Source organism: Agromyces subbeticus DSM 16689, assembly GCF_000421565.1.
Lineage (GTDB): Bacteria > Actinomycetota > Actinomycetes > Actinomycetales > Microbacteriaceae > Agromyces > Agromyces subbeticus.
Genome location: NZ_ATXG01000006.1, coordinates 182,835 through 195,325 on the forward strand (window position 1 = coordinate 182,835; position 12,491 = coordinate 195,325).

Sequence of the window (12,491 nt, forward strand, 5' to 3'; positions counted from 1 at the left end):
CGGAGATCCGGCGCGCCACGCCGGGGACCGGATGCCATGTGCGGCGTGTCGCGCCGAATCTCCGGAGTTGTGCACGCAGATGGGCTCAGGTTGCCCCGGCGGCGCGCGCCGCGAGGTACGCGTCGAAGGCCTCGCGGCTCGTCATGGCCGGCGTGTACCCCAGCACCGACTTCAGCCGGGTGTTGTCGAGCACAGGCCGGTATCGCAGAAACGCGACGCGCTCGGGACCGTGCACTGTGAGCCTCAGCGCATGACCGATGCGCAGGGCGAAGGTCAGCAGCGACGGCGCGACGGTGAGCGTGCGCTTGCCGAGCGCGTCGGCGATCTCGTGTACGGTCACGCGGCCGTCGCCGGCCACATTGAACGCCCCGGTCACGTCGCCGGTTGCGCCGCGCACGATCACGCCGACGACGTCGTCGACCCAGATGAAGACGAACGGGCTCTCGGAGCCTCGGATCGCGAGGATGCGCGGGCCGTTCCAGAGCGCCGTGATCTGATTCGCGACCGTCGGCCCCAGAATCGTGCCGATGCGCAGCACGACTTGCCCGAGGGCGGGATGGGCGACGCGATAGCCCGCGAGCATCTCTTCGACGAGGCGCTTGTGCCGCGAGTAGCTGAACTCCTCGTTGCCGCGAATGATATCGGTCTCGATGAGCCACTCGGGGTTGTCGGCGTGATAGCCGTATGCCGCGCCAGACGACGACACGACGATGCGGGTCACGCCGAAGGCGACGGCCGCGTCGAGCACGTTGCGCGTCCCCTCGACATCGACCCGGTACTCGAGCTCTTCGCTCAGGCCGCCGGGGTTCACGATGGCCGCGAGGTGCACGATCGTGTCGATGCGGTGGCGGCCGACGATCGCGGCGACGGCGCCGGCATCGGTGACGTCGCACGGTTCGAGCACGACGCCCGCGGGCACGGATGCCGGTGCACGCACGTCTGCCGACACGACGACGTCGACCTCGGGGTGCCGGGCGAGCGCACGCACTGCGCTGGATCCGAGGAAACCGGCTCCGCCCGTGACGAGCACGCGCCTCATGCGACGGGCCCGGGCTTGCTCGCAGCCGCTCCACCGGGAGCCGCCGGAGCTGCGGCCGCCGGCGAGTTCGCCGTCGTCGCGGCATCCGCTCGCTTGGAATGCCTCGCCCAGAGCGTCGCGAGGGTGAGCCCGGCGATGATGTCCCAGATGCCCCACCAGCCGGCGACGATCGCCATGCCGCCGAGCCCGCCGAAGAACGCGAAGACGAGCCCGAGCCCGAGGCCCGCATTTCGGATGCCGACCTCGAACGTGATGGCCTTGCGGTCGCGCACCCCGAGGCCGCCGACGCGCGCGCTCGCGTAGCCGAGCCCGAGGGCGACGGCATCGTGCAGGAACACCGCGAGCAGCACGACCCCGATGAACGCCATGAAGATCGCCCAGTTGCCGATGAGCGCCGCGGCGATGAACCCGACGAGGCCGATGAGGCTCACCCAGCGCGCGTACGGCTGCACGCGCGACGCGAACCTCGGCCAGCGGGCTCGAATGAGAAGGCCGGCGAAGAACGGCAGCCCGATGATGAGGAAGATCTCGAGCAGCATCTGCCAGCCGTCGAGGCTCACGGCGCGCACGAGGTCGCCCGCAGTCGGGTGCAACCCGCCCCAGAACGCCAGGCTCAGCGGCAGCAGGAAGATGTAGATGACGTTCGCCACCGCCGTCATCGAGACCGACAGCGCGACGTTGCCGCCGGAGCGGTAGGTGAGCACTTGCGAGATGTTGCCGGGCGGGCAGCACGCCACGAGGATCATGCCGAGCGCGATCGACGCCTGCACGTTCAAGAGCAGTGTGAGCCCGAAGGTGACCGCGGGCAGCAACAGGATCTGCGCCGCCAGGGCGATGAGCATCGCCTTCGGCGCTCTCGCCACGGCCCTGAAGTCGGATGGCGCGGTGTCGAGCGCGATGCCGAACATGATGAGCCCGAGCACCACGTTCAGGGCGATCAGCGAGCCGGGGGTGAAGTTGAGCACGACCTCGTCGATGTTCACGCGCGGCCGCCTTCGTCGGGAGTCGAGGTTGCCGCCGGTGTCGAGGAGACGAGTGCGGCGGATGAGGCGCGGGAGGCGGTGCCCTGCCCTGCGGCCGCCGGCAGCGTGGCGAGCAGCCGCTTCATCGTGCGCCGATAGGCGTCTTTGTTCACGTAGTACGACATGCGGTCGAGCCCGAGGTAGCGGTAGCCGCCGGTCAGGTCGGGCCACGGGTCATCCGCTCGCCGTCTGAAGCGAGTGGCGTGCTCGGGTGCTTCGGCGTCGGCGGCGAGGTAGGCGGCGATGAGCTCGGCCTGCTCGTAGCGGCCCTGCCAGCCGATGCCGGAGGCCTCGATCATGCCGAGCACGTAGAGGCCGTTGAACGACGGCGGGAAGATGTTGAGGAAGAGCCGGGGCGAGGCCGTCGTCCAGTTCAGGTGGGCCCGGTCGACGAAGGGATAGTCGAGCGTGTACCCGGTGGCGAGCATGATCAGGTCGTAGGCGCCCGACGAGCCGTCTGCGAAGTGCACGGTCGACCCATCGAAGCGATCGATGTCGGGCACGACCCGCAGGTCGCCCTGGCCGAGGTGGTTCAGCACCATCGTGTTCACGATCGGGTGCGACTCGTAGATTCTGTAGTCGGGCTTCGGGAACCCGAACCTCACGGGGTCGCCCGTGAACGCCCGCAGCACGCGCGCGTCGATGAACTGCTTGATGCGCGCCGGCAGCGGCCGCCCCTGGTTCAGGGTGTCCGACGGCCGGCCGAACAGGTAGCGGGGCACGAAGTAGTAGCCGCGCCGCACGCTGAGGTCGACGGATGCCGCGTGGTGCACGGCATCGACGGCGATGTCACATCCGGAGTTGCCGGCGCCGATCACCAGCACCCGCTTGCCGTCGAACACCTTCGCCGACTTGTAGGCGCTCGTGTGCATGATCTCGCCCGTGAAGGTGCCGCGGAAGCTCGGCACCTTCGGCTCGGCGAGTGTGCCGTTCGCAAGGATCACGCCCGAGTAGTCGCTCGTGGTGGTCTCGCCGTCGGCCGTGACGACGGTCACCCGCCAACCGGGCGCTCGCGAGCCGTCGCCACCCTTGCCGGGCAACGGCGAGACATCCGTCACCCTCGTCTCCAAGCGGAACCGCTCACGCAGGCCGAAGGCGTCGGCGTACGCGCGGAAGTAGTCGAGCAGCTCGCGGTGACTCGGGTAGTCGGCGGTCGAGGTCATCGGGAACTCGGCGAACTCGGTCGTCGTGCGGCTCGAGATGAGGTGCGCCGACTCGTACATCGTCGATCGCGGGTTGTCGATGTTCCAGAGGCCGCCGACGTCGGGGCCGGCTTCGAAGCCGTCGAAGGGGATGCCCGCGAGGCTGAGCGCTCGCGCGCCGGCGAGTCCTGACGGGCCCGCTCCGATGAGGGCGATGCGATTCACAGATGCTCCTGGGTGGGGAGATCGCACCGGAAGGGAGTCGGCGCGGCACGGCGATGTGCCCGATCAGCATAAGCGTCGATGGCAGGAACGGTCGTGTGTTCCTAACATGGGACGGTGCCCCGCCTCCTCGCGCTCGCCGCCTCGCCCCGATCGACGTGGCTGCGTCACCCAGCAGCTACCGCGCTTCGCCTCATGGGCGCCAGCCTCGTGCTGCTCGCACTCGGCATGATGTGGGCCTCCCGCATCGTCTACCGCGGTGATACGTACGTGAGCGGCCTGGGCGCCGAGGGCGAGGTCACGGCGCTCGCCTTCAACGTCTCGCTCGGCCTGGTGGCCTTCGGGGGAGCGGCCTCGGCGTTCGGCCTCTGGGGCCTGCGCAGCGGCCGAGGGCTCTTCGGGGCGTGGGCGTTGAGCTCGAGCCTGCTGGCCGCGAGCGTCATGTTCGCGGTGGGCGCCGCGGTGCCCTGCAGCTCGGGATGCCCGATTCCGTTCACCGGCGGGTCGACCCCGCAGGACTACGTGCACACGGCGGCCGCGGTGCTGGGCTTCGCGTTCGCCGGAATCGGCATCGTGCAGAGCGTCGGGCTCGGCCGGGTCTATGCGATGCTCGCCGCGCCGAGCATTCTGTTCGTCATCGCGGCATCCGCGGCCGGCGGCATCCTGTCGATCGCCGAAGTCGCCACCGGGCTCGGCGGATGGCTCGAACTCATCGCCACCACGGCGGCGCTGCTCTGGCTCGTCGCCCTCTCGTGGACCACCCAGCACCGGCTCATGATGCCCGCGATCGCCGCCGATCGAGGGGCGATTCCCAGACCGCGCACGATGGCCGCCCAATAGGCTTGAGGCGTGGCGCACCGCATCTACATCTGCTCGGCTGAAGGCAACACGGGCAAGTCGACCGTGGCGCTCGGCGCACTCGACACCCTGACCCGCCGGGCGACTCGGGTCGGCGTGTTCCGCCCGATCGCGCGATCGACGGCCGAACGCGACTACGTGCTCGAGCTGCTGCTCGCTCACGAGGGCGTCGTGCCGATTCCCTACGACGACGCAGTGGGCGTGCGGTACGACGACGTGCACGCCGACCCCGAGGGGGCGCTCGCAACGATCGTGCGCCGGTTCAAGGCCGTCGAAGACCGCTGCGACGCGGTCGTCATCATCGGTTCCGACTTCACGGATGTCGGCAGCCCCACCGAGCTCGCCTACAACGCGCGCATCGCCGCGAACCTCGGCGCGCCCGTGCTGCTCGTGCTCGGCGGCCGCGTCGGACAGGGTCAGGGGCGCAGCCGAACGGAGCGCCTCGGCTATTCCGACGCGCGCAGCGCCGACGAGTTGGCCCAGCTCACCGAGCTCGCGGTCGAGGAGCTCGAGCGCGAGCACGCGACGCTGCTCGGCATCGTCGCCAACCGCGCCGACCCTGAGCGCCTGCTCGAGATCGTCGAGGCAGTCGCGGCCGCGGCCGGGCCCAACGCGGTGGCCGCCGCGGGCGCCCCTGCAGCCGTTCCCATCGCCACGTGGGCGATTCCCGAAGATCCCTACCTCGTCGCGCCCTCGATGCTCGCCATCATGGGGGCGGTCGACGGCACGCTGCACGTCGGCGATCCCGAGCTGCTGAACCGCGAAGCCCTCGGCGTCGTCATCGCCGCGATGTCGATGGAGAACGTGCTCACTCACCTCACCGAGGGTGCCGTCGTGGTCGTGCCCGGCGATCGCAGCGAGGTGCTGCTCGGGGTGCTCACGGCGCACGCGAGCGCGACCTTCCCCTCCCTCTCGGGCATCGTGCTGAACGGCGGGTTCCCGATCGCCGAGCAGGTCGAGCGCCTGATCGACGGACTCGAGGCCGGCCTGCCGATCATCCGCACCGAGCTCTCGAGCTACGACACGGCGCTCGCGATCACGCACACCCGCGGCCGGCTCGCCGCCGAATCGCAGCGCAAGCGCGACACGGCGCTCGCCCTCTTCGAGCGGCACGTCGACGGCCAGACCCTGCTCGACCGGCTCGAGGTGGCGACTCCCGACGTGGTCACGCCGCTGATGTTCGAATACGGCCTGCTCGAGCGGGCACGGCACGGCCGCAAGCGCATCGTGCTGCCAGAGGGCTACGACGACCGGGTGCTGCGCGCCGCGGCGACGCTGCTCGCACGCGACGTCGTCGACCTGACGATCCTCGGCGAAGAGATCGAGGTGCGGTCGCGGGCCATCGGGCTCGGCCTCGACCTGTCGAAGGCCGAGGTGCTCTCGAACCACGACTTCGTGCACGTCACCCGCTTCGCCGAGGAGTACCAGCGTCGTCGCGCGCACAAGGGCGTCACGCTCGAGCAGGCGCGCGAGACGGTGCAGGACGTGTCGTACTTCGGCACCATGATGGTCGAGCTCGGGCTGGCAGACGGCATGGTCTCGGGCGCGGCGCACACGACCGCGCACACCATCCGCCCCTCGTTCGAGGTGATCAAGACGAAGCCGGGCGTCGAGGTGGTCTCGAGCGTGTTCCTCATGGCGCTCGCCGACCGGGTGCTCGTCTACGGCGACTGCGCGATCGTGCCCGACCCCACTGCCGAGCAGCTCGCCGACATCGCGATCTCGTCGGCCGAGACAGCACGGCAGTTCGGCATCGAGCCGCGCATCGCGATGCTCTCGTACTCGACGGGCGAGTCGGGCTCGGGTGCCGATGTCGACAAGGTGCGGCGGGCGACCGAGCTCGTGCGCGAGCGGGCGCCGCAACTCGCCGTCGAGGGCCCGATCCAGTACGACGCGGCGGCCGATGCCGCGGTGGCGCGCACGAAGCTGCCCGAGTCGGATGTCGCGGGCCGGGCGACGGTGTTCATCTTCCCCGACCTCAACACCGGCAACAACACGTACAAGGCGGTGCAGCGCTCATCGGGCGCCGTGGCGATCGGGCCCGTGCTGCAGGGGCTGCGCAAGCCGATCAACGACCTCTCGCGCGGCGCGCTCGTGCAAGACATCGTGAACACCGTGGCCATCACGGCGATCCAGGCGGCGGATGCCTCGTGAGCATCGTGCTCGTGGTGAACTCGGGCTCCTCGTCGCTGAAGTACCAGCTCATCGACGTCGAGCAGTCGCAGACGCTCGCGAGCGGGCTCGTCGAGCGCATCGGCGCCGCGGGCGGTCACGCCAGGCACCGCCACGAGGGCGTCGAGAACGACAGCCTCGGCTCGCACTGGGATGTCGCGGTCGACATCGCCGATCATGAGGCCGCGTTCGCGGTGATGCTCGAGGGGTTCGCCGCCCACGGCCCGTCGCTCGAGGCGCACGCGCCGATCGCGGTCGGGCATCGCGTCGTGCAGGGTGGCGCGCGTTTCTTCGAGCCCACGGTGATCACACCGCTCGTGAAGATCAACATCGACGAGCTCTCGGCGCTCGCCCCGCTGCACAACCCGGCGAACCTCGAGGGCATCGAGGCCGCGCAGCGCGCCTTTCCCGACGTGCCGCACGTGGCGGTGTTCGACACCGCGTTCCACCAGACCATGCCGCCGGCGGCGTACACCTATGCGATCGACCGCGAGCTCGCGGCCAAGCACCGCATCCGCCGTTACGGGTTTCACGGCACCTCGCACCGCTTCGTCTCACGGGCGGCCGCCGAGTACCTCGAGCGCCCGATCGAGCAACTGCGCATGATCGTGCTGCACCTCGGCAACGGGGCTTCGGCGTGCGCCGTCGACGGAGGCCGCTCCGTCGAGACGAGCATGGGCATGACGCCGCTCGAGGGGCTCGTCATGGGCACTCGCTCGGGCGACATCGACCCCGCCGTGCTGCTGCACCTCGAGCGTCGAGCGGGGCTCGACACCGACGGCGTCGACCGGCTGCTGAACTCGCAGAGCGGCATCCTCGGTCTCGGCGGGCACGGTGACATGCGCGATCTCGTGGCGGCGCGCGACGCGGGCGACGAGGCGGCGACGCTCGCGCTCGAGGTCTACACGCACCGCATCCGCTCCTACGTGGGCGCCTACGCCGCCCAGCTCGGTCGCGTCGACGCGATCGTCTTCACGGCGGGCGTCGGCGAGAACTCGGCCGTCGTGCGCGAACTCGCGCTCGCCGGCCTCGAGGGCTTCGGCGTCGAGATCGACCCCGAGCGCAACGCAGTGCGCGGCAGCGAGGCGCGGCGCATCTCGACCGACGGCTCGGCGACCGCGGTGCTCGTCGTGCCGACGAACGAAGAGCTCGAGATCGCTCGCCAGACCCTGCAGCTCGTGCGGGCGTAGCGCATCCGTATATCCACAAGAAGTGTTGCACAAGGAGTCTTGTGTAAGTAGTCTGACGACATGACCGAATCGGGCGAACACGAGCCGGCGCACTCCATCGACCTGCACGACGCCGGGGCGATGCGGGCGCTCGCGCACCCGATGCGGTTGCGCATCCTCGGCATCCTGCGCGCCGACGGCCCGAGCACGGTCGGCGCGCTCGCCGAGCGCACGGGCGAGGCGCCGGGCTCGGCGAGCTACCACTTGGCAACCCTCGCCAAGCACGGCTTCGTGGTCGAGGCGCCGGAGCTCGCGCGCGACAAACGCGAGCGATGGTGGCGCGCAGCGCATGAGATGACGTCGTCGAACCCGGCCGAGTTCCTCGACGATCCAGAGCGGCTCGCGGCATCCGATGCCATGCGACGTACCGTGCTCGAGACGTACCACCGCGAGCTCCTCGGTGCGCTCGGCGCAGAGGCGAACCTCGAAGCCGAGTGGATCGCGGCCTCCGACTCGAGCGACGGCGGTGCCCAGCTCACGCTCGACGAATTCCGCGAGCTGAATGCCGAGATCGCCGCCCTGCACGACAAATGGTGGGCGGTCGGCCGAACCCCGCGCCCCGGCACTCGTGCGGTGCGCTGGATCACCCACATCTTCCCGAGGCCGGAGCGATGAGCGCCGAGACGACCCGCGACACGTCGGCCGAGGCCGGGGTTGCGAGCGCCGCGACCGCAGGCGGCCCCGGCGGCACCGGGGTCGAGACGGCAACGGATGCCCCGCGCCGCCGCACCCCGCTCGTCGCGCTCTTCGCGGCGGCGCTGTTCTCGCTCTCGGGCAACGCGATCGCGCTCATCGCGATCCCGATCATCGCGCTGAGCGAGACGGGTTCGCCGCTCGCGGCGGGTGTCGCGGGTGTGTTCGCGACCGTGCCGCTCATCATCGGCGGAGCGCTCGGGGGAGTGCTCGTCGACCGCTTCGGCTACCGCACCTCGTCGATCGTCGCCGACGTCGCGAGCGGGGTCACGGTGCTGGCGATCCCGGTGCTCGCCGCGACGGTCGGCCTGCACTTCGGGGTGCTGCTCGCCCTCGTGTTCGTCGGCGGACTGCTCGACGCCCCCGGCGACACCGCGAAGACCGTGCTGATGCCCGATCTCGCCGCACTCGCCAAGGTGCCGCTCGCTCGTGCGGCCGGGGTGCAATCGACGGTGCAGCGCACCGCCACCATGATCGGCGCCGGCATCGCTGGGGCCCTCGTCGCACTCGCCGGCCCCATGCCGGCGCTCATCGTCGATGCCGCCGGCTTCGCCGTGTCGGCACTGCTCGTGCTGTGCTTCGTGCCGCGTCGGGCGGCGGCCGCCGTCGACGATGCCGACGCACCCGTGCAGGGCGGATTCGTCGCCGGCATCCGCTTCATCCTCCGCTCCCCGCTGCTGCGTTCGATCGTGCTGCTCGTGACGCTCACGAACGCGATCGACGCGGCGGGCATGACCGTGCTGAAGCCGGTCTACGCGACGCAAGTGCTCGGCGATCCGGCGATGCTGGGCTTCATGGTCGGTTGCTTCGCTGCCGGCGCCCTCACCGGTTCGGCGATCTTCGCGGCGGTCGGCCACCGGTACTCGGGCCGTGTCGTCTTCGCCCTGTGCTTCGTGCTCGCGGGCGTGCCGCCCTACCTCGCGATGGCGCTCGGCGCACCAACCGCGGTGCTCCTGCCCGTGCTCGTGCTCTCGGGCGTCGCGGCGGGCGCGCTCAACCCGATGATGTCGACCGCCATGTACGGACTCGTGCCCGACGGCATGCGCGCACGCGTCTTCGGTGCGGTCACCGCCGGCGTCGTGGCATCCATGCCGCTCGGGGCGTTCCTCGGCGGCCTCGCCGTCGAGCAGTTCGGCATCGCGCCGACGGTGCTCGTCGCCGCGATCGTGTACCTGGTGCTGGCGTCGAGCCCGTTGTACCTGCGCTCGTTCGCCGGGCTCGCGGCCGCGCGCGGCGGCGAACCCGCCTGACGAGGCCCGTCGTTCGGGCCGACCCCTACCCGGGTACGGGGTCGATATGGCTCACCCGTGTGATGCATATACCTGATGGTGCTCCGTAGTCTCACAGCACGGTCGGCAATGATCGTGGAAGCACACGCACCCGAAGCGTTCGTCTGAAGTCTCATTCGTGCATTCGGCCCGAGGAGATGAGCGCACGTGACCCTGGTCGTTGAACGCCCCGAAGGTGCCGAGGGCACCATGTCGCCGATCATCCGCACGGCAGGTCGGCGTCGCGAGGGAGTCGATCCGGCGCAGAGCGGCTTTGCCACGCTCTCGCGTCAGATCAAGGCCGAGGGTCTGCTCGATCGCTTCGTGGCCTTCTACGTGCGCAAGGCGATCTTCTGGGCACTTGTCGGCGGCGCCGCCGTCGCGGCATCCTTAATGATCGGCGAATCCTGGTGGCAGCTCGTGATCGCCGCCGTACTCGGCGTGGTGTTCACCCAGTTCGCCTTCATGGCGCATGAGGCCTCGCACCGCCAGATCTTCCAGTCGGGGCCGCGAAACGACTGGGCCGGCCTGATTCTCGCGAACCTCGTGGTCGGCATCAGCTACAGCTGGTGGATGAACAAGCACACCCGCCACCACGGCAACCCGAACGTGATCGGCCGCGACCCCGACATCGAGAAGGACACGATCTCGTTCCTCGAAGAAGACGCGGCGCAGAGCCGCGGGCTCATTCGCGTCATCACGCGCAAGCAGGGCTATCTCTTCTTCCCGCTGCTGCTGCTCGAGGGCATCAACCTGCACGTGCACGGCATCCGCCACGTGCTCGGCAAGGCGCCCGTGAAGCGTCGCCGTCTCGAGATCACCCTCATCGCGGTTCGCCTCATCGCCGTCGTCGCACTCGTCTTCTGGGCGTTCCCGCCGCTGCTGGCCGCCGTCTTCCTGCTCGTCCAGCTCGGTGTCTTCGGTGTCTACATGGGCGCCTCGTTCGCGCCGAACCACAAGGGCATGCCCCTCATCCCGCGTGGCGAGCGCGTCGACTTCCTCGAGCGCCAGGTGCTGACCAGCCGCAACATCCGCGGCGGTTGGTTCATCGACGCCTTCATGGGCGGCCTCAACTACCAGGTCGAGCACCACTTGTTCCCGAGCATGGCGCGCCCCGCATTGGCCCGCACTCAAGAGATCGTGCGCGAGTTCTGCCGCGAGAACGACGTGCGGTACACCGAGACCGGGCTCGTCGAGTCGTATGGCATCGTCATCGCGTACTTGAACCGCGTCGGCCTCGCAGCGCGCGACCCGTTCGACTGCCCGATGATCAACTCGTACCGCCGCCGCGACTGACACCTCGGGCCGAGCGCGGCCCAGCGGTTCGCATCAGGGCGCCGTGCACGTCGCCGTGCCGACCACCAACGGCCACGTCGCGACGCGAGAAACCCTCGGCGAGGTCCAGGTGCCGACTTTCGACTCCACTGCGATCGCCGCTTGAGTGCTGAGGATGCCGCCGAGCAGGCCGATGTTGTACGTCGTCGTGTAGACGCCACCGCCGTCGGGGCCAGTCGTCGTCGCACCCGTCGTGATCGGCAGGAGATTCGGGATCAGGCCGTTGTTCGAGAAGTAGAGGTTGGCGTTCGTCGGCATGCTGTAGCCGCTGCCGACCGGGAACGACCAGCGCATCGACAGGGTCGGCGCGACGACGTTGCCACCGGCGGTGCAACTGACGATGGTCGGGGTGCCCACCGTCATGGCGGTGAACGACCCGGCCGCCGACTCCCCGGTGGTCCACGCGGCATCGGTCTCGCGTGCGGACCCTGTGATCGCGATCGTGGCGATGAGGGTGCCGCCGGCGAGGACCGCAGCGGTGGCTCGCAGCAGTCTGTTCATGAGAGGCCTCGTCGTCTTCGGGCCGCTGCCACGAGAGCAGTCGCGACGCCCGCGATCACGGATGCCGAAGCGACCGCGAGCCATGGTGCGAGGTCGACACCGCTCGCGGCGATGGCCCCGCCGCCGTCAGTGCCCACCGATTCGCCGAAGCCATCGGCCGACACCGTGAACTCGCTCTGCACCGGAAGCTCCGAACCCAGGGCCGACAACCGGGTCTCGACGCGCAGCCAGCGCTCGTCGGTATCGGTCATGGCGCCGAGGTCGAAGGTGGTCCGCGCATCGAGCGCGGTTGCTGGCACGAGCACCTGTTCGTCCGCACAATGCCCGTCGACCGTTCGGTGGTCGCACGCCGTCACGGTCACCTCGAGCAACGGGTTCGCCGCACCTTCGGCTGCGAGCGACATCCGGATCACGCCGGGCGACGGCGCCTCGGCCTGCACGCCGACGATCCAGACGGCGCTCTCGCCGGCGCCGAGCGAGGCCATCGCCGCCGCGTCGCCGATCGACGTGAGCCTGATCACCTCGCCCTGCACGATCGTCTCGGTGCTCGCCGCCTCGGCCCGGTCGGCCGGCGGCAGGAGGCTGAGGCCGACCACTGCGGCGAGCGTCGCCGTCGACAGCACGGTCGTGGTCGAGCGCCGCCCACGCTCGGGTGTCCCGTTCGGTGCCGGTGCCGGTGCCTGTGCTGGTGCTTGCGCCGGTGCCGTGTCGCGATGCCTGGCGCCGCCGCCGCTCGCGCCGCCTCGCGCGCGCGGCCAGAACGCCCAGACCACGAGCGCCGTCGCACCGAGCGTGAGCCCGCCGAGCACGAGCGGGTGCCCGAGCGACGCGATCGCCGTCGCGATGCCCGGCACGGCGAAGAGCACCACGCGCACTGGTGGCACGTTGGTGACGATCACGGGTACCGACCTCGCCGGTGCGACCGAGGTGACGATCGACGGTGTCTCTGTTCCGTTCACGCAGGTGAGCGGCACTGAGATCACGTTCGTGACTCCGCCGCACGTGGCGGG

The 12,491-nt window shown here is 70.1% G+C and carries 12 protein-coding genes; 7 read left to right on the forward strand and 5 right to left on the reverse strand.

Annotation, left to right across the window (positions count from 1 at the left end; translation table 11 throughout):
• Positions 1–85: 85 nt before the first annotated feature.
• From H521_RS0110960 to H521_RS22920, 3 genes are read right to left on the reverse strand one after another with little or no spacing between them, the layout of a single operon-like run.
• Positions 86–1,039 carry an SDR family oxidoreductase gene (locus H521_RS0110960; protein WP_022893068.1) on the reverse strand — a complete coding sequence of 318 codons (954 nt, stop codon included), beginning with the start codon at positions 1,037–1,039 and terminating at the stop codon, positions 86–88.
• Positions 1,036–2,022, reverse strand: coding sequence for a bile acid:sodium symporter family protein (locus H521_RS22915; protein WP_022893069.1), 987 nt, complete (start codon positions 2,020–2,022; stop codon positions 1,036–1,038). Before H521_RS22915 ends, H521_RS0110960 begins: the two co-directional genes overlap by 4 nt.
• Positions 2,019–3,428 (reverse strand): flavin-containing monooxygenase, encoded by a 1,410-nt coding sequence (locus H521_RS22920; protein WP_022893070.1) that lies wholly within the window; start codon positions 3,426–3,428, stop codon positions 2,019–2,021. The genes H521_RS22915 and H521_RS22920 overlap by 4 nt, the downstream gene beginning before the upstream one ends.
• A gap of 114 nt (positions 3,429–3,542) precedes the next feature.
• Here H521_RS22920 and H521_RS0110975 point away from each other — a divergent pair, with 114 nt between their 5' ends.
• The 6 genes from H521_RS0110975 to H521_RS0111000 all read left to right on the forward strand — a co-directional run bounded on the left by H521_RS0110975 (position 3,543) and on the right by H521_RS0111000 (position 10,941).
• The gene (locus H521_RS0110975; protein ID WP_022893071.1) at positions 3,543–4,265 is read left to right on the forward strand and encodes a DUF998 domain-containing protein; all 723 of its coding nucleotides are present in this window, start codon (positions 3,543–3,545) and stop codon (positions 4,263–4,265) included.
• 9 nt (positions 4,266–4,274) lie between these two features.
• A complete protein-coding gene (gene pta / locus H521_RS0110980) occupies positions 4,275–6,437 on the forward strand; it encodes a phosphate acetyltransferase (RefSeq protein WP_022893072.1) in 2,163 nt (720 codons plus the stop codon).
• Positions 6,434–7,645, forward strand: a complete 1,212-nt coding sequence (locus H521_RS0110985; protein ID WP_022893073.1) for an acetate/propionate family kinase — start codon at positions 6,434–6,436, stop codon at positions 7,643–7,645. Before pta ends, H521_RS0110985 begins: the two co-directional genes overlap by 4 nt.
• Positions 7,646–7,705: 60 nt before the next feature.
• Entirely contained in the window at positions 7,706–8,299 is a 594-nt protein-coding gene (locus H521_RS0110990) for an ArsR/SmtB family transcription factor (RefSeq protein ID WP_022893074.1), read from the forward strand.
• On the forward strand, positions 8,296–9,627 hold the full coding sequence (locus H521_RS22925) for an MFS transporter (protein WP_022893075.1): 1,332 nt from the start codon (positions 8,296–8,298) through the stop codon (positions 9,625–9,627). The genes H521_RS0110990 and H521_RS22925 overlap by 4 nt, the downstream gene beginning before the upstream one ends.
• A gap of 228 nt (positions 9,628–9,855) precedes the next feature.
• On the forward strand, positions 9,856–10,941 hold the full coding sequence (locus H521_RS0111000; protein WP_040424524.1) for a fatty acid desaturase family protein: 1,086 nt from the start codon (positions 9,856–9,858) through the stop codon (positions 10,939–10,941).
• A 33-nt stretch (positions 10,942–10,974) separates the two neighbouring features.
• Here the strand turns inward: H521_RS0111000 and H521_RS0111005 are convergent, their stop codons facing one another.
• Positions 10,975–11,481, reverse strand: a complete 507-nt coding sequence (locus H521_RS0111005) for a hypothetical protein (RefSeq protein WP_022893077.1) — start codon at positions 11,479–11,481, stop codon at positions 10,975–10,977.
• Positions 11,478–12,380, reverse strand: coding sequence for a hypothetical protein (locus H521_RS26430; RefSeq protein ID WP_245560975.1), 903 nt, complete (start codon positions 12,378–12,380; stop codon positions 11,478–11,480). Before H521_RS26430 ends, H521_RS0111005 begins: the two co-directional genes overlap by 4 nt.
• Here H521_RS26430 and H521_RS26660 point away from each other — a divergent pair.
• A partial coding sequence (locus H521_RS26660; protein ID WP_425393592.1) for an IPT/TIG domain-containing protein occupies positions 12,325–12,491 on the forward strand: 167 nt, incomplete at its 3' end. The two genes, H521_RS26430 and H521_RS26660, sit on opposite strands and share 56 nt — an antisense overlap.

What these genes read in the sequence shown, in the direction of transcription:
- H521_RS0110990 (WP_022893074.1), top strand. Translation starts at nt 7,706, where the DNA reads ATGACCGAATCGGGCGAACACGAGCCGGCGCACTCCATCGACCTGCAC.
- H521_RS0111000 (WP_040424524.1), top strand. Translation starts at nt 9,856, where the DNA reads ATGTCGCCGATCATCCGCACGGCAGGTCGGCGTCGCGAGGGAGTCGAT.
- H521_RS0111005 (WP_022893077.1), bottom strand. Translation starts at nt 11,481, where the DNA reads ATGAACAGACTGCTGCGAGCCACCGCTGCGGTCCTCGCCGGCGGCACC.
- H521_RS22925 (WP_022893075.1), top strand. Translation starts at nt 8,296, where the DNA reads ATGAGCGCCGAGACGACCCGCGACACGTCGGCCGAGGCCGGGGTTGCG.
- H521_RS0110960 (WP_022893068.1), bottom strand. Translation starts at nt 1,039, where the DNA reads ATGAGGCGCGTGCTCGTCACGGGCGGAGCCGGTTTCCTCGGATCCAGC.